The sequence below is a fragment of the Streptomyces sp. NPDC057743 genome (assembly GCF_042798755.1).
In the GTDB taxonomy this organism is placed as follows: domain Bacteria; phylum Actinomycetota; class Actinomycetes; order Streptomycetales; family Streptomycetaceae; genus Streptomyces.
This window is the reverse complement of sequence record NZ_JBHVJX010000001.1, coordinates 283,487-302,198: the sequence shown is the minus strand read 5'-3', so window position 1 is coordinate 302,198 and position 18,712 is coordinate 283,487. Positions and strand designations below refer to the sequence as shown.

The 18,712-nt window shown below is 71.7% G+C and carries 18 protein-coding genes and 1 pseudogene; 11 read left to right on the top strand and 8 right to left on the bottom strand.

Going from position 1 to position 18,712, the window contains the following annotated elements:
• Nucleotides 1-76 precede the first annotated feature (76 nt).
• A complete protein-coding gene (gene proS, locus ACFVFQ_RS01365) occupies nucleotides 77-1,489 on the top strand; it encodes a proline--tRNA ligase (RefSeq protein WP_383406581.1) in 1,413 nt (470 codons plus the stop codon).
• A gap of 25 nt (nucleotides 1,490-1,514) precedes the next feature.
• Here proS and ACFVFQ_RS01360 read toward each other — a convergent pair whose 3' ends face one another.
• Entirely contained in the window at nucleotides 1,515-2,120 is a 606-nt protein-coding gene (locus tag ACFVFQ_RS01360; RefSeq protein ID WP_383406578.1) for a TetR/AcrR family transcriptional regulator, read from the bottom strand.
• 126 nt (nucleotides 2,121-2,246) lie between these two features.
• Between ACFVFQ_RS01360 and ACFVFQ_RS01355 the strand changes: the two genes are divergently transcribed.
• Nucleotides 2,247-2,939 (top strand): nitroreductase, encoded by a 693-nt coding sequence (locus tag ACFVFQ_RS01355; protein WP_383406575.1) that lies wholly within the window; start codon nucleotides 2,247-2,249, stop codon nucleotides 2,937-2,939.
• Nucleotides 2,940-3,002: 63 nt separating this feature from the next.
• Here the strand turns inward: ACFVFQ_RS01355 and ACFVFQ_RS01350 are convergent, their stop codons facing one another.
• Together ACFVFQ_RS01350 and ACFVFQ_RS01345 are read right to left on the bottom strand one after the other, a co-directional pair.
• The gene (locus ACFVFQ_RS01350) at nucleotides 3,003-3,770 is read right to left on the bottom strand and encodes a GNAT family N-acetyltransferase (protein ID WP_383407006.1); all 768 of its coding nucleotides are present in this window, start codon (nucleotides 3,768-3,770) and stop codon (nucleotides 3,003-3,005) included.
• Between the two features lie 138 nt (nucleotides 3,771-3,908).
• Entirely contained in the window at nucleotides 3,909-4,838 is a 930-nt protein-coding gene (locus ACFVFQ_RS01345; protein WP_383406572.1) for a zinc-binding dehydrogenase, read from the bottom strand.
• Nucleotides 4,839-4,949: 111 nt separating this feature from the next.
• Here ACFVFQ_RS01345 and ACFVFQ_RS01340 point away from each other — a divergent pair, with 111 nt between their 5' ends.
• Entirely contained in the window at nucleotides 4,950-5,612 is a 663-nt protein-coding gene (locus ACFVFQ_RS01340) for a TetR/AcrR family transcriptional regulator (RefSeq protein ID WP_383406569.1), read from the top strand.
• Nucleotides 5,613-5,706: 94 nt separating this feature from the next.
• Here the strand turns inward: ACFVFQ_RS01340 and ACFVFQ_RS01335 are convergent, their stop codons facing one another.
• Together ACFVFQ_RS01335 and ACFVFQ_RS01330 are read right to left on the bottom strand one after the other, a co-directional pair.
• Nucleotides 5,707-6,588 (bottom strand): alpha/beta fold hydrolase, encoded by an 882-nt coding sequence (locus ACFVFQ_RS01335; protein WP_383406566.1) that lies wholly within the window; start codon nucleotides 6,586-6,588, stop codon nucleotides 5,707-5,709.
• A 41-nt stretch (nucleotides 6,589-6,629) separates the two neighbouring features.
• On the bottom strand, nucleotides 6,630-8,033 hold the full coding sequence (locus ACFVFQ_RS01330; protein WP_383406565.1) for an SDR family NAD(P)-dependent oxidoreductase: 1,404 nt from the start codon (nucleotides 8,031-8,033) through the stop codon (nucleotides 6,630-6,632).
• On the opposite strand from ACFVFQ_RS01330, the gene ACFVFQ_RS01325 reads away from it, so the two are divergent.
• Complete coding sequence (locus tag ACFVFQ_RS01325; protein WP_383407004.1) at nucleotides 7,941-8,282, top strand: helix-turn-helix domain-containing protein; 342 nt, start codon at nucleotides 7,941-7,943, stop codon at nucleotides 8,280-8,282. The two genes, ACFVFQ_RS01330 and ACFVFQ_RS01325, sit on opposite strands and share 93 nt — an antisense overlap.
• Before the next feature lie 45 nt (nucleotides 8,283-8,327).
• On the opposite strand, the gene ACFVFQ_RS01320 is transcribed toward ACFVFQ_RS01325, so the two are convergent.
• Nucleotides 8,328-8,666, bottom strand: coding sequence for an ArsR/SmtB family transcription factor (locus ACFVFQ_RS01320; protein WP_383406563.1), 339 nt, complete (start codon nucleotides 8,664-8,666; stop codon nucleotides 8,328-8,330).
• Between the two features lie 116 nt (nucleotides 8,667-8,782).
• Here ACFVFQ_RS01320 and ACFVFQ_RS01315 point away from each other — a divergent pair, with 116 nt between their 5' ends.
• The 6 genes from ACFVFQ_RS01315 (at nucleotide 8,783) to argG (ending at nucleotide 15,595) form a co-directional block, all read left to right on the top strand.
• Nucleotides 8,783-9,118, top strand: a complete 336-nt coding sequence (locus ACFVFQ_RS01315) for a putative quinol monooxygenase (protein ID WP_383406561.1) — start codon at nucleotides 8,783-8,785, stop codon at nucleotides 9,116-9,118.
• A gap of 224 nt (nucleotides 9,119-9,342) precedes the next feature.
• Nucleotides 9,343-10,890 (top strand): cellulase family glycosylhydrolase, encoded by a 1,548-nt coding sequence (locus tag ACFVFQ_RS01310; RefSeq protein ID WP_383406558.1) that lies wholly within the window; start codon nucleotides 9,343-9,345, stop codon nucleotides 10,888-10,890.
• 315 nt (nucleotides 10,891-11,205) lie between these two features.
• A complete protein-coding gene (locus ACFVFQ_RS01305) occupies nucleotides 11,206-11,679 on the top strand; it encodes a hypothetical protein (RefSeq protein WP_383406552.1) in 474 nt (157 codons plus the stop codon).
• Nucleotides 11,680-11,729: 50 nt separating this feature from the next.
• Nucleotides 11,730-12,410 (top strand): class I SAM-dependent methyltransferase, encoded by a 681-nt coding sequence (locus tag ACFVFQ_RS01300; protein ID WP_383406549.1) that lies wholly within the window; start codon nucleotides 11,730-11,732, stop codon nucleotides 12,408-12,410.
• Between the two features lie 134 nt (nucleotides 12,411-12,544).
• On the top strand, nucleotides 12,545-13,984 hold the full coding sequence (locus tag ACFVFQ_RS01295) for an amidase (protein ID WP_383406546.1): 1,440 nt from the start codon (nucleotides 12,545-12,547) through the stop codon (nucleotides 13,982-13,984).
• 165 nt (nucleotides 13,985-14,149) lie between these two features.
• Nucleotides 14,150-15,595: an argininosuccinate synthase gene (gene argG / locus ACFVFQ_RS01290; RefSeq protein WP_383406543.1), complete on the top strand. Its 1,446-nt coding sequence runs from the start codon at nucleotides 14,150-14,152 to the stop codon at nucleotides 15,593-15,595.
• Between the two features lie 112 nt (nucleotides 15,596-15,707).
• On the opposite strand, the gene ACFVFQ_RS01285 is transcribed toward argG, so the two are convergent.
• Entirely contained in the window at nucleotides 15,708-16,568 is an 861-nt protein-coding gene (locus tag ACFVFQ_RS01285) for an alpha/beta fold hydrolase (protein ID WP_383406540.1), read from the bottom strand.
• A gap of 199 nt (nucleotides 16,569-16,767) precedes the next feature.
• Nucleotides 16,768-18,225 carry an alpha/beta hydrolase gene (locus ACFVFQ_RS01280; RefSeq protein WP_383406537.1) on the bottom strand — a complete coding sequence of 486 codons (1,458 nt, stop codon included), beginning with the start codon at nucleotides 18,223-18,225 and terminating at the stop codon, nucleotides 16,768-16,770.
• Between the two features lie 151 nt (nucleotides 18,226-18,376).
• Here ACFVFQ_RS01280 and ACFVFQ_RS01275 point away from each other — a divergent pair.
• Nucleotides 18,377-18,574 (top strand): annotated as a pseudogene (locus ACFVFQ_RS01275) (SAM-dependent methyltransferase); the annotation flags it as partial.
• Nucleotides 18,575-18,712: the final 138 nt, after the last annotated feature.

Sequence of the window (18,712 nt, the reverse complement as noted above, 5' to 3'; positions counted from 1 at the left end):
GGGCCCGGGCAACGGCGGTGCCGCCACCGGAGAAATCGGTTCGCACCGGGCGGGCCCGGCCCCTACGCTGCCCGGCATGGCAAAGACACCCGTGCTCACGCCCCGGGCGGACGACTTCCCGCGCTGGTACCAGGACCTGATCAGCAAGGCCGAACTGGCCGACAACGGGCCGGTGCGCGGCACCATGGTCATCCGACCGTACGGGTACGGCCTGTGGGAGCGGATGCAGCAGGAGCTGGACTCCCGGATCAAGGCGGCGGGCGCCGCCAACGCGTACTTCCCGCTCCTCATCCCCCAGTCGTATCTGACGAAGGAGGCCGAGCACGTCGAAGGGTTCGCGCCGGAGCTCGCCGTCGTCACGCACGGTGGCGGCAAGGAGTTGGAGGAGCCCGTCGTCGTCCGCCCCACCTCCGAGACGATCGTCAACGACTACTTCGCCAAGTGGGTGCAGAGCTACCGCGATCTACCGCTGCTCATCAACCAGTGGGCGAACGTGGTGCGTTGGGAGCTGCGCCCGCGGGTGTTCCTCCGTACGACGGAATTCCTGTGGCAGGAGGGCCACACCGCGCACGCCACCTACGAGGAGGCCCGGCGCTACGCCGCGCACATCCACCGGGAGGTGTATGCCGACTTCATGACGAACACCCTCGCCATGGACGTCCTGCCGGGGCGCAAAACGGCCCGGGAGCGGTTCGCCGGTGCGCTCAACACGCTCACCCTGGAGGGCATGATGGGCGACGGCAAGGCCCTGCAACTGGGCACCAGTCACGAGCTGGGCCAGAACTTCGCCAAGGCGTTCCACACCCAGTACCTGTCGCGGGACGGCCGGCAGGAGTATGTCTGGCAGACCTCCTGGGGCGCGACCACGCGCATGATCGGCGCGTTGGTGATGATGCACGGCGACGACAACGGCCTGCGCGTTCCGCCCCGTTTGGCGCCGGTCCAGGCGGTGGTGGTCGCCGTCAAGGGCGATGACGCGGTGGTGGCCGAGGTCCGGGAGATCGGCCGCCGGTTGACCGCGGCCGGCATCCGCGTCCAGGTCGACGACCGCACCGACCTCCCGTTCGGCCGGCGGGCGGTCGACTGGGAACTCAAGGGCGTACCGGTACGGATCGAGATCGGACCGCGCGATGTGGCGAGCGGCACCGCCGTGTTGGTCCGTCGCATCGCGGGGAGCAAGGAGCCGACGGCGATCGAGGCACTGCCCGGGCTGCTGCCCCAAGTCCTCGCGGACGACCAGGCGTTGCTGCTGACCCAGTCGCGCGAGCGCCGCGAGCGGCACACCGTCGAGGTGTCGACGCTCGCGGAGGCGGTGGCGGCCGCGAGCACGGGGTGGGCGCGCATTCCGTGGGCCGCGCTGGGCCCGGAGGGTGAGGCGGAACTGGCCGAGCAGGGGGTGTCCGTGCGGTGCCTGGTCGCCGCGGACGGGTCCGTCCCCGAGCGCGACGACCAACCGGGCAATGTCGCGGTGGTGGCGCGCGCCTACTGATCCGATCCGCGCGGGGCGGATGCGGTCACCCCGTTCCCGGCGAGGCGTGTGCGAGGAGGGTCTCCGCGGCCGCGCGCGCATGCCGACCGTAATCCGCCTCGTTCAGCACCATGGCGCGACTGGCCGCACCGTCCGCCAGGGTGACCAGTTGCTCGGCGAGCGCTTCGGGCTCGTCGCAGCCCAACTCCGTTACCAGCTCTGTGACCAGACGTACCATCAGCAGTTTCTGTGCCCGGGCGTAGGCATGGATCGGGCTCTTTGGGTCGGGGAACTCGGCCGCGGCATCGATGAACGGGCACCCGCGCGCCACGGCCGCGTCCGTGGCGGGCGGGTCGAAGAGCCGGAGGATCCGCTCGCGCGGGTCGAGGTCCTCAAGGGTGAGCACGCTCTCCAACGTGCTCCCCGACTCGGCGAGCGCCCGCAGATGGGCCAGCACGAGATCGCTCTTGGTCCGGAAGTGAAGGTAGAGGGTGCGCTTGGACACCGGCGCCTGGGCCGCGACCTGCTCCATGCCGGTCGCCGTGATCCCCTGCTCCGCGAACAGCCGCGCGGCGGCGGCCAGCACGCGCCCTCGCGCCCCCTGCCCCCGCCGTTGCACCGCTTCCTTCTCCACCCCTGTCTCCGTTCCCATGACGCAAGTATACGACCGCGTTTACTTCTCGCGTGACGACTGGGTAGAGTCACCCACGCATCGCCAGTAAACGTTCCCGTTTACCGATGCCTTTCTCCACTCTCCCCTGCCATCGAGGAGCGCTCCATGAGGCCGTCCGACCACACCCAACTGGCCAGCCATGCGGAGAAGTTGATACGCAGGCGACGGGCCGTACGCGCGTTCCGTCCGGACCCCGTGCCCCACGAGACGATGCGGGCGATCTTCTCGCTGGCCGGCGCCGCACCGTCCAACTCCAACACCCAGCCGTGGCGGGTGGAGGTGGTCAGCGGCGCGCCGCGCGATCGCCTGGCGGACGCGCTCCAGGCGGCCCACGCCGCGCACCGCACCTCCGTCGACTTCCCGTACGACGACGCCATGTACCTTCCGGTGCAGCGGGAGCGGCGCACCGCGTTCGGCGGCCAGCTCTATGGCGCGCTGGGCATCGGCCGCGACGACCACGCGGCGCGCGCGGCCTATGACGCCGAGAGCCTGGGCTTCTACGGCGCCCCGCACGTCGCCTTCCTCTTCGTCGCGGACCGCGCCGACGCGCGCCTGGCCGCGGACGTCGGCGGCTACCTCCAGACGCTCCTGCTGGCCATGACCGGGTACGGCGTGGACAGTTGCCCGCAGGGGCTGCTGAGCTTCTACGCCGACACGGTGCGCGGCGAACTCGGCCTCGACGGGGGCAAGTTGCTCGTCGGAGTCTCCTTCGGCTACGCCGACGCCGCCGCACCGGTGAACCAGATCTCCACCCCGCGCGCGGCACTGGAAGCGACCACGACGTTCCACGACCGGTAGGAAGCGGCCGGAGTACGGGGGCAGGGACGGAAGTTGGCGCTGCCCCAGGGGCGGTGTGGGGTCTCAGGAGGCGCCGATGGCGTGTTCGGTGAACTGGCCGCAGGGGTGGAACCCCAGGCGGCGGTAGACCGGTTCGCCGTCCTCGGATGCCTGGAGCACCGCGATGCGGTGGCCGTGGCTGCGGGCGGTGTGCAGGGCGGCGAGGGTGAGGGCCCCGCCGTAGCCGCGTCGGCGGTGGCTGGTCAGGGTGCAGATGCCGTAGATCCCGGCGACTTGGGCGTGCAGGAAGACCTCGGCCGAGCTGACCGGGCGGCCCGCTGCGTAGCCGACCAGATAGCGGGCCGGGCAGTCGGCGGCCAGTGCCTGTGGGGCGGCGCGGGCGAAGAAGCGGCGGACGGTGGCGGCGGGCGGGTCCCAGTTGGCGGCCAGGACCGTGGCGAAGTCGGCGAGTTCGTCCGGTGTGGTCACCGGACGGATCTCCAACCCGTCGGCCGTCGGCTGCGGTAGCGCGTCCGTCAACTCGGCCCACATGGCCGTCTCGCGCTCGGCGGGCGGCAGTCCGGCGGCCGCCAGGCGGTCGGCCAGGCCCTCCGGCTCGGAGGCGGGACCCACCCACCAGGAAAAACGGCGCCCGGTGGCGGCGACGGTCCGGAGCGTGCGGTCGATCCGTGCCTGGGCGTCGTCGGGGGTGAAGCGGGCCCCGGCGACGACGTTGAAGGTGTCGTCGTCGAGGCCGCTGTCGGCGACCAGGAGGTCGTCGGTCTCCGTGACGGTCGCGCCGGCCATCTCCCGGTGCAGATGGCCGGCGTGTTCGGCCAGGTTCCGCTCCATCCCGGCCAGCAGATCGCGGTCGTCGCTTCCGTCGCGGAACGGGTGCTGCATCGGTCGCATGGTGAGCCATCCCATCACGCCCGCCGGCCGCCAGGCTCCTGATTTTCGCGGCCCCGGCCCTGACCCATCGGACAGCCCCTAGCCGAGGGTGAGCACCGCCTTGCCGTGCAGTCCGCCGGCGAGCAGCGTCTGGACCGCCTCCGCCGCGGCGCCCCAGTCGCCGCGCCAGGTGATGCCCGGGTCGAGTTCGCCGGCGGCCACGCGCTGGGCCAACCAGGCCAGGTCGCGGTCCAGGCCGGAGCAGGCGAGCAGGAAGAAGGTCACGATCGACCGGTCGTGCCTGCCGTGGTCGCCGAAGAACGTCCCGAACGGGAAGTCCTCTCCGGTGTGGGTGGTGTGCCCGACCGCAACGAGGGTGCCGCCTTCGTTGAGTGTCTGGTACGCCTCGACGAGCAGCGGGCCGCCAACCATGTCGACCACGCCATCCATCGGCCGGGTGGCCTCCTTCGGCGCGCCGATCACCTCGTGGGCGCCGAGCCCGCGCAGCAGTTCACCGTTGGCGTCGGGCTTGCTGGTGACGGCCACGACGTGGGCGCCGGCCGCGCGGGCGAGTTGCACGGTGAACCGGCCGACGCCTCCGGTGGCTCCCGTGACGAGGACGTTCCGTCCCAGGAGCGGGCCGATCCGGTGCAGGGCGCGCAGGGCGCTCGTGGCGGCGACCGGGATCGTGGCCAGCTCCGCCGGCTCGGCCCCAACAGGTGCGATGCCGATCAACGCGGTGTCGACCGCGCGCAGTTCGGCCCAGGCACCGTCGGGCATCAGGGTCACGACCGGTGTGCCGGCGGCCGGGCCTGAGCCGTCGGCGGCCGCCCGTTCCACGACGCCGGCGGCGTCCCAGCCAAGGACGGCGCCCTCGGGCGCATTGGCCAGACCGAAGGCGACCTCTCCGTGGTTGAGCGAGGTCGCGGTCACCCGAACCAGGGCCTGGTGGGGCGCGGGGACCGGATCGGGGACGGCGGCGAGCCGCAGGCCGGCGGGGGCCGAACGATCGACGAGCAGCGCACGCATGGGAAACCTCCCGGGAAGCAAGGAACCAGGACAAGCAACAGAAAACAAGAAAGTGCCACTGAGTGGCGTAAGCGTACAGGGCGCATTTGCTGCTCAGCTACACTGGCATTGATGACGCCCAAGACCTCCGCCGCCGCTCGCGCAGCCGCCCAACTCCCGCTCCGCGAGCGGAAGAAGCTGCGCACCAGGCAGGCGCTGGTCGACACCGCACTGGAGTTGTTCGGCGAGCGCGGCTTCGACGCGGTGACGTTGAACGAGCTCTGCGACGCGGTCGAGGTATCCAAGCGGACGTTCTTCCGCAACTTCAGCAGCAAGGAAGACGTCGCCCTGGCCCCGACCCAGGACCTGTGGGCGGCCTTCCTCGACGCGTTGGAGGAGTGCCCGGCGGACGGGCGCACGCTCATCGCGCTGTTCGAGGACGCCCTCGTCGCGGCCATCGACCGGATGGACGCCGACGGATGGGCCGAACGCGCCCTGGCGAGCCGCCGGTTGGCGGGGCGGACGCCGTCCATGGACGCGCACGGGCTGGCGTTCTGCGACCGCACCAGCCGTGCCGCGCTCGCCGTGGTGGAGCGACGGTTCGACCTCCCCGGGGGCGGCGGCGTGCGCTCCCATCTGGCGCTCGACATGCTGATCGCGGCGTTCCACCGGGCGCTCGACGGCTGGGTGACACAGCCCGCCAGGCACACCCGGGCAGACCTCGCCCGCCGACTCCGCGCGGCCTGCGCGGAGCTGCCCGGCGCGCTGACGGTGCAGGCGCGGGGGCGCGCGTAGGGCCGCTCCGTTACGCCCGTCGTGCCTGTCACTCCTGTCGTGCCTGGCGGGCCTCAACTCCCCCGTGGATGGGTTGGGTTGGGGGTGATCGAGTTCAGGCCGTGTGTGTCTGTAGGGCGTCGAGGAGCTGGGGCCACAGTTCGCGCGGGCGGTCGTGTCCCATGTCGGGGACCAGCATGAGCCTCGCTCCGGGCACCAGTTTCGCGGTGCGTTCGCCGCCGCTCGGGGCGATCAGCGTGTCGTCCAGGCCGTGGATCACCAGGGTCGGCACCCGGAGCTCGCGGAGCGCCTCGGCGCGCGAGCCGTCGAGGATCATCGCCCCGAGCTGACGCCCGATCCCGGCCGGGTAGTAGGCGCGGTCGTAGCTGGCGGCGGCCAACTCGCGGAGGAGTGCGGGGTCTCCGTAGCGCTTGGAGGACCACACCAGTTCGCGCTCCGCCGAGGCGACGTATCCCTCCCGGTCGGTCGGCCTCGGTCCCAGGAGCACCGCTTGGGCCTCGGGGCTGGTCCCGCCGTATTCGGGTTCGCCGGTCGCGGACATCATCGACGTCAGGGTCAGCACCCGGTCCGGCCGGGTGAGGGCCATCCGCTGGGCGATCATCCCGCCCATCGAGGACCCGACCACATGCGCGCGGTCGATGCCGAGCGCGGTGAGCAGGTTGAGGCCGTCGGCGGCCATGTCCGTCAGCGTGTACGGCACCATCGCACGGGCGGCGGCGAGGTCTCCCGAGCCCACGGCGGCGATGAACCGGCCCACGTCGACGGGGTGATCGTCGAACGTGGTGGACAGTCCGCAGTCGCGGTTGTCGTAGCGGATCACATGGCGGCCGCGGTCGGCCAGCGCGCGGCAGAAGTCCTCGTGCCAGGCGATCAGCTGGGAGCCGAACCCCATCACGAGCAGGACGGGTGGGTCGGACGGGTCGCCGAACGTGTCGTAGGCGAGGGACATTCCGGGTGAGACCTCAACGAGTGGCATGCCGGATCCTCCCAGCCCCGACCGCCGCCGGGGCCCGCTCCCTACTTCACGGTCACGCCGTCGAACAGCACGTCGTCCTCCCACTGCTCGACGGGCTGCCCGGCGAGCCGTACGTACTGTTCGGCGATCCGGTCGGGGTCGAGCGGGGAACCCGGGGAGACCGGGCCGGCGACGGTGACGGTGGCGAGGTGCACGCCCTGCGGCCCGAACTCCTCGGCGAGGACCGCGCGGGCCGCGCGCAGCCCGGCCTTGCCGATGGACAGGCTGGTGCCCGCGACGCGCGGGGTCGGCATGCCCGAGGTGAGCAGGACGGTGCCGCCGCCGGCGGCCGCCATGCGCGGCGCCAGGTGCGTCACCGCGGTCACCGCGCCGACCACGTTGACCCGCAGCGTCGCCGTCAGTTCGGCGGCGGACAGCTCGCCGGGGCGGTCGTAGCGGACCCAGGCGGCGTTGTAGACCAACACGTCCGGGATGCCGAGCCGTTCGACGGCGGCATCGAGGCCGGCGCGCAGTGATGCCTCGTCAGCCGCGTCCGCCAGCAGGCCGAGGGCCTTGCCCCCGGCCTCCTCGACCGCCGCGACGGCCCCGTCGACGGTGGACCGGGAGCGCGCCAACACCGCGATCGGCGAACCCTCCTGAGCGAATCGGCGGGCCACTGCCTGGCCGATGCCGGGCCCCGCGCCGATCACGAACGTTCCAGCCATGGTGAGTCCCCTTCCTTTCACTGTCCTTGTCACTGTCGCCGAAACGGCGATCGGAGGGGGAACCCGGCTGATCCACTTCTTATTCCGCTTCTTATTCCGCTCTGCACCTGCCGATGCTCCTCCCGGACAGCGGTCTGCCCGGCGACGGACCGTTCCCTGGAGCCAGTCGAAGGACTCGCCCAGGACGAGGGTGGCGCACAGGGTGTTGATGACGGGGACGTTGAACATCATCAGCGAGGCCCTCGCCGGTCCGACGGCGCCAACTCCCCGGTAGCAGAGGAGGTTTGCGACGGCGGCGGCACCAACCGTCAGGTACAGGGCGTTCAGCCAGACCGTCGCGGACAGCTGCGCCCACTCCACCTTGGCCATGCCGGGGACGGCCAGAACGCCGAGCAGGACGGCACCCGCGCAGGTCGCGTACGTGGTGGCGCGCAGCGGGGCGATGCCAGTCATCACCCGGGGTCCCGCCAGCGTGTACGCCGCCCAGCACACCGCACTGAGGAGGAACAGACCGTCGCCCCACAGCCGGTCCGATCCGCCCTGCGCGCTTCCGCCGGCCCCCAGGAAGAAGATCGCCGCACCGGTGAGCCGAGGCCGAGCCCCAGGACGCGCCCCCAACTCGAACGCGGCGCGACCCGCGCCCCGCGGCTGCGCGCCCTGGCGGGGGCGGAGCAACGCCGGGCGGCCCGTCGAGCGCGGGCCGTACTGGAGGACGTCCCGCTCGAACCGGTATCGACGCATCACCTGGCGCTGGCCGCCGGTTGCAGTCGATTCGCCGTCTACCGGGCCTTCCGGGCGGAGTTCGGGATGGCGCCGAGCGACTACCAGCGCCTGCTGCGCCTCCGGCAGGCCCGGCGCCTGCTGACGGGCGGCACGGCGCCCGCGGACGCCGCGGCGGCGGCCGGCTTCTCGGACCAGGCGCACTTCAACCGCTGGTTCAAGCGTGCCTATGGCGTCACACCGGGGGTCTACCAGCGCTCGGCGCGGTGACGCAGGCAGTCCGCCGGGCCGTTCGGAGGGCTGCCCCGCATCTCCTCATCCGGAGTCGGTGGCCGACTCCGCGGTTTCCTCGGCGACGAGGAGCGCCAGCAGGCCGGGAAAGCGCCGCTCGATGTCGGTGCGGCGGAGGGTGGCCATCCGGCTGTTGCCGCGGTTGACCTGGCGGATCAGGCCGGACTCGCGCAGCGTGCGGAAGTGATGGGTGACCGTCGCCTTGCTGACCGGCAGCGCGAAGGAACTACAGGTACGCGCCTCGCCGTCGGGCGCGGCCGCCATCTCCCGTACGACGCGCCGCCGCAACGGGTCGGCCAGCGCGGAGAGAACCTTGCCGAGTTCCATCTCCGCGAGCCCGGGGTGCCCCTCGTCGTCGGGCATCACCCTCACCTCCTAGGTACGGCTTGCATCATACCTCGAAGATCGCTAACGTCGTCGGATAGGTACGAATTTCGCCGTACCTATCCATGCCAATGTCAATGCCATCGGAGGCCACCATGGACCAGCCGTTCACCCTCGTCGGGGTTGCCCGACCCAAGCCCGAGCGGGCGGCGGACCTGCGGCGACTGCTCCTCTCGTTCGTCGAGCCGACGCGGCAGGAGCCCGGCTGCCTGGAGTACCACTTCCACGAGGACCAGGCCGAGCCCGGCGCATTCGTCTTCTACGAGGCGTGGCGCAGCAAGGAGGACCTCGATGCCCACCTGGCCCTCCCCCACCTTCGGGACTTCTGGGAGCGGCGGATGGAGTACCTGGAGCAGGACCTGGAGATCCGGTACCTCACGATGCACAGCCCGTATGAGCAGCGGGGGCGGGCGGCGGCGCGGGCGAGCTAGCGCGATACCCGTCAACTGATCTCCGCCACAAGGACGTTGCACGGCCACCTTCCTCCTTCCCACGCTTCGCACAGGCTTCCTCCCCGCGCTTCGCAAAGGCTTTCTACCCGCGCTTCACAATGGCTTCCTTCTGCGACTTCCGTGGCGCAGAATCCGAGCGGCGGAAAACCGTCCGCCGAGCGGATGGGTCGTCAAGTCAGCGTCATCGGGAGGAAGTTATGCGCATGCGTCGCGCCGTCATGTCCGTCGCTCTCGGCGTGGCGTTGATCGCCGCCGGGCCGGCGGGCGTCCCGGCCGCGGGGCGGGCCGCGGCCACGCCAACGGCCGCGGCGAAGACGGCTGTCGGGGCGAGGGCGATCGTCGACACGGTCGAATCGGCGCACGACCGGGCGGCGGACTGGCCCGTTCCCACCGGCAGCGTCACCGCGCCCGACGGCCGCACGCTCTTCACCGACCGACACGGGCGCGCGCTGCGGTTACGGGGCCTCAACCTCGGCAAGACCGACACGGTGACGGAGGCGCACCTCGCCCAACTGGAGCGGGACGGCTTCGACCTGGTGCGACTCAACGTCGGGTGGGAGCGGGTCGAACCGCGCCGGGAGCGGTACGACGCCGGTTATCTGCGCTACCTGGAGCGGGTGTTGGGGTGGGCCGACCGCCATCGGGTATTGGTGTTGATCGACTGGCATCAGGACGTCTTCGGCCCGGCGTTCGGGCACAACGGCATCCCCGCCTGGGCCACCCGCACCGATGGGCTGCCCTTCAGGCCCAACCCCGATGACTGGTTCGCGGAATACTTCCAACCCGCCGTGCAGGCCGCCTTCACCCACCTCTACGACGATCGCGATCTGCGCGCGGCCCAGGCCGCCGCGTACGCCAAGGTGGCGACGGTGCTGCGCGGACACCGGTCCCTGTTGGGGTACGACCTGTTCAACGAGCCGTTCGGGCCGGTCCCCGGTGACCCGACCAACCCCGACGACCAGATCGCCGCCGCCGCGGCCCTGGAACGCGGCCGACTGGCCGATATGTACCGGCGGTTGATCAACACCGTCCGCTCCGCCGACCCCGATGCCTGGCTCTTCGTCGAACCCACCGTCCTGGTCGGCCAGGGCGTCCCCACCAGCCTGCCCGGCTTCGCCGACCCGCGGCACGGCGCGGCCCGCCTGGGCTACGCCCCGCACTACTACGACACCGCCGTCGAGTCGGGCGCCGACTGGAACCCGTCGGGCCGCTTCATCGAGAACTACGAGGCCGCGGTCGGCGGCTACCCCACCGCCCACCGGATGCCCGTGGTGGTCGGCGAATGGGGGCCACCACAGGCCCACACCCCCGGAAACGCCGAGCTGATACGACGTCAAGTCACTTCTATGGACGGCTTTTCCTCGGGCTGGGCCCTGTGGTACGACTGCCGCGCCGCGGACGGCGGCGGCTACTGCGCCTACGACGCCAACGGCCGTCCCGCCCCCGGGAAGGAGCCGGCCTTCGCCCCATACGCACCGGCCGTGGCGGGCATCCCGGGCGCCGAGTCCTACGCCCCGGCCAGCCGGACCTACACCCTCACCCTGACCGCCGACCGCACCACGCGCCGCGCCTGGACCCGCCTTTCGTTACCGGTCACCGCCTTTCCCCACGGCGCCCGGATCACCGTCACCGGGGCCGGGTCGAGGGTGATCGTGACGGCCGACGGACCCGGGCATGCCAGGTTGCGGCTCCCAACGGCCCGTCCGGGCATGGCGGTTCGGGTGGTGGCGACGGCTACCGCCGTCCGCTAGCCAGACACTCCGCGTGCGGCACACGGCGTCCAGCGCGGAGTCCAGCGCGGCGTCCCAGGTGCCTGGCGGGAAGGCGGGTGCGAGGCGGTCGTCATGGCGGCGGGTGACGTTCTGGAGGGGCCTGCCTGTCCTCCACCGCCCCTTGCCTGTGAGGCGCGCCACATCAACCGTGCCGGCGGCCCGCGCGTCTTCGTCGACAGCAGCCATCCGCCAGTCCCCCAGCCCACCAGCCCACCGCCAGCGACAGCAGCAACCCCGCCCCTCAGCGGTCCGCACGGATCGATACGCGTCAGCACGACAGGAAGCCCGGCAGCCATGCCCTCTCAGCCGCGTCGCACCTCCCACGGCACCGTCTACCTCGTGCTCGGTGGGCTGGTCGTGGCCTGCCTGGTGATCGGCGGCGGGGTGTGGGCCCAGAACAACACCGCCTGGTTCAAGCGGGTGCGCGGGGGGAATGCCTGGGACCTTACGTACCAGGCTGGCGCCGTCGGCGGCGGTGGCGGTGGCCAGGCAGCCACCGTGCGCTACCGGTTCAACCCGGACAGTTTCGAGCGGGCCCATCGCATCGAGCAGGTCGGCCGCGCTCCGCTGCCGTGGAGCAAGCAGGCGCTGGTCAACACCGGGGAACTGGCGCGGGTGGAGGTCGAGCCGGAGGGGGACGCGATCGCCACCTGTCGGATCCTGCTCGACGGCGTCCGGGTCGTGGCCGAGGGTCGCTCACCCTCCCCCGGACGTCCCGCGGCCTGTCAGGTGACGACCAGCAGCACTCCGGAGAAGTGGCCCCACTAAGAGCGGGCGCACGGTGAGTGGCGTCGCCATAAGCGCCTAGAGTCGCCGCCATGGTTGAGTCTGACTATCTCGCCGCGATCCGGGAGTCGTACGACAGCGTTGCCGGCGCTTATGCCGAAGTGGTTAAGAAACCAGGGGAGTTGGACCCGGTGTCGCGCGCGGTGCTGGGCGCGTTCGCCGAGTGCGTGCGGGTGGGTGGGCGTGGTCCGGTCGCGGATCTGGGGTGTGGGCCGGGGCATGTGACGGCGCATCTGGTGGAGTTAGGGGTGCCCGCGTTCGGGATCGATCTCTCGGCGAGGATGGTCGAGTTGGCGCGGCGGGCCCATCCTGGCGTGGGGTTCACCGTGGGGTCGATGACCGCGCTGCCGCTCCCGGACGACGGGCTGGGCGGCATCCTGGCGTACTACTCGACCCACCACACGCCGCCCGAGTCGCTACCGACCGTGTTCGCCGAGTTCCATCGCGCCCTGGCGCCCGGCGGCCAGATGATGTTGGCCGGTCATGTGGGCGAGCACGAGCGTCGCCGTCCGACGCATGCGTACGGCGGCCATCCGGTGTCCTACGAGTCCCACCGGCTGCCGTTGGAACGGATCGCGGAGCTGGTGGGTCGGGCCGGGCTCGTCGTCACCGCGCGGCTGGAGCAGACCGTCGGCGAGGGGGGCGGTAGTGGTAGCGGTGGCGGGCGGAGGGTTGGTACGTGCCTGGCGCGGAAGCCGGAGCGGGGAGCGTAGGCGGGCACTGGTCAGGTCACCGGGGCCCGCCACGGGCGGCCTCTGGCGCCGTCGGGCGCGCGCCCAGGCAACCGCCCCGCAGGGGTTTTTCCACGGCCAGTGTCGGAAGCCCGGGCCCCGGGCATGGACCCCATGTGACCGAAGAACTCTGTCTGTTGAGCGCGCTGGAGCAGGCCGCGGCCCTGCGGCGCGGGGACGTCAGCGCCCGGGAGCTGCTCCGGGCACACCTGGACCGGATCGAGCGGCTCAACCCGGTGGTCAACGCGATCGTCACGTTGGTGCCGGACCGGGCCCTGGCGGAGGCGAAGGCGGCCGACGAGCGACTGGCCCGCGGGGAGGAGGTCGGGCCGTTGCACGGCTTGCCGGTGGCACACAAGGACACCCACCTCACGGCAGGCATCCGCACCACGTTCGGGTCCCCGGCGATGGCCGAGCACGTACCGGACGTCGACGACCTGGTGGTCGAACGGCTGCGAGCGGCCGGCGCGATCACCCTGGGCAAGACCAACGTGCCGGAATTCGGGGCCGGTTCACACAGCTTCAACCCCGTTTTCGGCACCACCCGCAACCCCTACGACCCGACGCGCTCCGCGGGCGGCAGCAGCGGCGGCGCGGCCGCGGCGCTGGCCTGCGGCCTCCAATCCCTGGCCGACGGCAGCGACATGGGCGGCTCACTGCGCAATCCGGCCGCGTTCTGCAACGTCGTCGGGCTACGCCCCTCGCCGGGCCGGGTGCCGAGCTGGCCGAGCGAGGCGGCCTGGTCGACGATGGCCGTGCAGGGGCCGATGGGGCGCACCGTGGCGGACGTGGCGCTGGCCCTGTCGGTGCTGGCGGGCCCGGACGACCGCAGCCCGATCGCACTGTCCGAGCCGGGCTCCTCGTTCGCCGGGCCGCTGTCGAGCGACCTCACCGGGCTGCGGGTCGCCTGGTCGCCGGAGCTTGGCGGCGCGGTGCCGGTCGATCCCGAGGTGCGGGAGGTGGTGGCCGCCCAGGTGCCGGTGTTCGAGCGGCTCGGCTGCCTGGTCGAGGAGGACTGTCCGGACTTCGCCGGCGCCGAGGAGGTGTTCCGCACGCTGCGCGCCTGGCAGTTCGAGGCGGGGTTGGGCGAGTTGGTGGACCGCAGCCCGGAACTGGTCAAGCCGGCACTGCGGTGGAACGTGGCGTGCGGACGGCGGCTCTTGGGCCCGGACATCGCGCGGGCCGAGGCGCTGCACACGGCGCTGTACCACCGGGTGCGGGAGTTCTTCACGCGCTATGACGTGCTGCTGCTCCCGGTCAGCCAGGTCGCGCCGTTCGACGCGTCGGCGGAGTACCCGACGGAGATCGACGGGGTCGCGCAGGAGACCTATCTGGACTGGATGCGGTCCTGCTACTTCGTGAGCGCGGCCGGCAATCCGGCACTGTCGGTGCCGGCCGGCTTCACCGCCGGCGGGCTGCCGGTGGGGCTCCAGATCGTCGGCCGCCACCGCGCCGACCTCCAGGTGCTGCGAGTCGGCCACGCCTACGAGCAGGCGACCGGGCACGGGACCCGTAGGCCGGCGTTCACCGCGCTGACCACTCCGGAGACCGGCTGACCACCCCGGAGGTCGAATGACCACCTCGGGGAGGGGTGGACCGCGCCCAGACACCCCAGACACCGCCCTCCAGAAACCACCCCCAGACACCACTCCTGGACACCTCCCCAGACATCTCCCCCACCCCGCATTGCATGACCATGCGAGATGATGCATACTCTTCCTATGTCTAAGGTCCTCACCTCTCTCCCCGGCGGCGAGCGCGTCGGAATCGCCTTCTCGGGCGGCCTCGACACCTCGGTCGCCGTCGCGTGGATGCGCGACAAGGGCGCTATCCCGTGCACCTACACCGCCGACATCGGCCAGTACGACGAGCCCGACATCGCCTCGGTGCCCGGCCGCGCGAAGACCTACGGTGCCGAGATCGCGCGCCTGGTCGACTGCCGCGCGGCGCTGGTCGAGGAGGGTCTGGCCGCGCTCACCTGCGGGGCGTTCCACATCCGCTCGGGCGGCCGGGTGTACTTCAACACCACGCCGCTCGGCCGCGCGGTCACCGGCACGCTCCTGGTGCGGGCGATGCTTGAGGACAACGTGCAGATCTGGGGCGACGGCTCGACCTTCAAGGGCAACGACATCGAGCGGTTCTACCGCTACGGCCTGCTCGCCAACCCCAAGCTGCGGATCTACAAGCCCTGGCTCGACGCGGACTTCGTGACCGAGCTCGGCGGCCGCAAGGAAATGTCGGAGTGGCTGCTCGCCCACGACCTGCCCTACCGCGACAGCACGGAGAAGGCGTACTCCACCGACGCCAACATCTGGGGCGCCACCCACGAGGCCAAGACGCTGGAGCACCTGGACACCGGCGTGGAGACCGTCGAGCCGATCATGGGCGTGCGGTTCTGGGACCCCGCGGTCGAGATCCTGCCCGAGGACGTGACGATCGGCTTTCACCAGGGTCGCCCGGTGACGATCAACGGCAAGGAGTTCGCCTCCGCCGTCGACCTGGTCATGGAGGCCAACGCCATCGGCGGTCGGCACGGCATGGGCATGTCGGACCAGATCGAGAACCGGATCATCGAGGCCAAGAGCCGCGGCATCTACGAGGCGCCCGGCATGGCCCTGCTGCACGCGGCATACGAGCGCCTGGTCAACGCGATCCACAACGAGGACACCCTCGCCCAGTACCACAACGAGGGTCGGCGCCTGGGTCGGCTGATGTACGAGGGCCGGTGGCTGGACCCGCAGGCCCTGATGGTCCGCGAGTCGCTCCAGCGCTGGGTCGGCGCGGCCGTCACCGGCGAGGTCACGCTGCGGCTGCGGCGCGGCGAGGACTACTCGATCCTCGACACGACCGGCCCCGCGTTCAGCTACCACCCGGACAAGCTGTCCATGGAGCGCACCGAGGACTCGGCGTTCGGCCCGGTGGACCGGATCGGCCAGCTCACCATGCGCAACCTCGACATCGCCGACTCGCGCGCCAAGTTGGAGCAGTACGCCGGCATCGGCCTGATCGGCAACGCCGACCCCGCCATCGGCGCCGCCCAGGCGGCCGCGACCGGGCTGATCGGCACCATGCCGGAGGGCGGCGCCCAGGCGATCGCCTCCCGCGGCGAGGCGTCCGGCGCCGACGAGCTGCTGGACCGCGCCGCGATGGAGTCCGGGACGGACTGACCCGCTTCCCGCTCCCCCATGGGCCGGCTCGACACCGAGGGTGTCGGGCCGGCCCGTTTCCGTGTCCCGCTGCGGTGCCGGTGGCGGATGGGGCTCCTCGGCGTCGGATGGATCAAGTGGGCAGCTCCCGGACGAACTTGGCGATCAGCGCCGCTACCGCTTCCGGGGCCTCCAGGACCATGGCGTGACCGGCCTCGACCCGGGCGACGGTGATCGTCGGCCGGACGCGGGCCAGTTCGGCCAGTTCCGTGGCGAGCCCGCGCGCGAAGCGTTCGGTCAGTTCGGCGAACCAGCCCGCCACCGGCATCGGCCCGTGCGGCCGGCCGGCCTGCACCAGCAGCAGCGGGCAGGCCACCCCCGCCAGCCAGGCCGTGACGCCGAGCGCGCCGAGGCGGTCCAACTCGTCGAACATCTGCTGCGCCGCCGGCCGTTGTGGCAGCGTCTGCCAACCACCGCCGGGAAGCGGTCGCGCGGCCGCGCGCGCGGCGGCCTCCGCGCGGTCCGCGGGGATGCCGTACCGGGCGGCGTGGGCGACCTCGTCCTCGATGTACTCGGGTGGGGCCACGACCCCGGTGGCCGCCCGGAGCAGTTCCCCGACCCGTTCGGCGCCGGGGTACTCGCCGGGCCGGCCCCACCAGAAGCCGTCCAGATTCACGGCGGCGCGGACGACGTCGTCATGGGCCCGCGCATACTCGACCGCGACCAGCGCGCCGAGCGAAGTCCCCACCATGACCGGCGCCGAGATGCCGTGCGCCGCCAGGGTCTCGGCGATGCTGTGCACCGTGGCGGGCATCGTCCACGAGGAGATCTCGGGTGAACGGCCGTGCCCGGGAAGGTCGAGGGCGAGGACCCGGTGCCCCGCGGTGAGCTCCGCGGCGACGGCGTCCCAGTCCGCATGCGATCGGCCCGCACCGTGCAACAGCACCAACTGCGGTCCGTCGCCCCCGTGATCGGATACGTGCAGCAGCGTCATGGCCCCACGGTAGGGGAACCGCATCCGGTGAGAAACTCCGTGAAAAGAGGGCGGCGGCGCCCAGACGCTCTACCGGTGCGCGCCGGCGCGTTAGTCGGCAGTCGCCCGACAGGCAACCGCCGACAGGCAACCGCCCCCGCCCGTGCACTCACGGGTCGGGGGCGGTGTCGCGTTGTCCGCGGTGGGGCGACCGGTTCGGTCAGGTGTGGGCGGGCGCGGTCGGGGTGTGGACGCGCTCGGCGAGCCAGGGCAGCGCATCGGAGAAGGCCGCGGAGGCCAACTGCCAGGTGTGGCCGCCTGGTTGGGAGTGCAGGGTGCAGGAGATGCCCTTCTTGGTGGCGGCGGCGCAGAGCTTCTGCGCGTCGGCCGTCTGGTTGCCCATGCCGTCGCCGGGGATGTCGCGCCCGCCGAAGCCCACCGGGCCCGGGCGGGTCATGCTGCCGCCGTGCCCGTGCGGGTGCCCCTGGTGGCCACCCTGCCGACCACCGTTACCGCCGTGTCCGCCCGGGCCGTTGCCGCCCCAGCCGCTCCGCCCGCCGGGACCGCCGCCGGAGCTGCTGTTGTCGAACCAGCCCGCGGTGTTGGCGTAGCGCGGGTGGTGCGCCAACACGGTCAGCGGGTCAAACCGCGCCCAGGCTGCCGTGCTGCCGCCGTACAGCTCCTTGATGGTCAGTTGCTTGGTGCCGACGATCGGGCCCTCGTCCCCCGCGATGTCCTCGAAGCTGCCGAACAGTTCCGGATGCATGACCGCGAGATCGACCGCGCAGGTACCGCCCATGGAGAAGCCGACGACACCCCAGTCGGCCGCGGCGGGCGAGGCGCCGAAGCGCGAGACGACATAGGGCCGGACGTCCTTGGTGAGGTGGTCGGCCGCGTTGCCGCGCGGGCCGTTGACGCACTCGGTGTCGTTGTTGAAGCTGCCTCCGGAGTCGGCGAACACCAGGATCGGTGCCTGGCCGTGGTGGGCCTTGGCGTAGGAGTCGATGGTGGAGATGGCACCCCCGGTGCGGATCCAGTCGGCGGGGGTGTTGAACTCGCCGCCGACCATCATCAGGACGGGAAGCCGCGGATGGTGCGCCCCCTCGAACCAGGCGGGCGGCAGATACACATACTCCTCGCGGTGCGTGAAGTGACTGGCGGTGTCGGGGACGTTGACCCCCACCACGCGGCCGGTGGTCATCGTGCCGCCCTTGTTCTGCAGGGCACTCAGCTGTGCGGCATCGACCTGGTCGGGCAGCGGCCCGGCGCTGATCTGCGACCACGCCTCCTGCACGGTCGGGAAGTAGCCCACCCACTGGTTCAGTACCAGTCCGGTGCACAGCAGGCCCATCGGGATCACCGGCACCGACAGCAGCCGCCGCCACCAGCGTGCGCTGCGCCAGCCCAACACGGCGACGGCCAGCGCCGCCGCGGTGATCCCGATCCAGACCCACAGCGCGGTGGGCGCCGGGTCGGTGGCGAGCGCGTTGGCGTTCACGTACCACCTGGCCAGGAGGGCGGCGAGGAGTCCGACGACGACGGCGACGGGCAGCCAGACCAGTCGCCAACGCCGGGTGCGCCAACCGATGACGAGGACGAGCAGTACGCCGGCGACGATCTGGAGCGTCAGGGGCAGCCAGCCGTCCAACAGCGAAGTGCCGGAATGCCAGGCAGACATGGGCACGTTTCCGTGCGGGGGAGCAGAGAGGTACACGAACAAGCAGCGTGCCGCTGCTCGACGAGCACCCACAATATGCACCGGATGAGGAACCGGTGAGAATTCCCTTAAGGGGGCGCTCTCCACACGGTCGCCAACGCCGGCCGGAGCGCTCGGCTTCTTCGAGTCGGAGGGTGGGCCGGTCGTGGCGTTCGACCACCGGGTGACGACGGCGTATCGGTGGCCGATCGACGAGCTTGCGGGGCTGGCCCGCGGGGCGGGGTTCGTTGAGGTCGGCCGGATGTTGCGGGAGCCGAACGAGGGTGAGAGGTTCCGTCGGGGCCATCTGTTGCTGCGCAAGGGCGACTGACGGAGCCGGGCAACGGCTCGTCGGGGCGCGGTGGTTGACGGGAGGCGTCGGCCCGTTCGGTGTGGTCGTGTGAAGGCCCTGGGCAGACCCGCCTGCCCCGTGTTTTGTCGTGCGCATGGTTTCGCTACCATCCGGTAG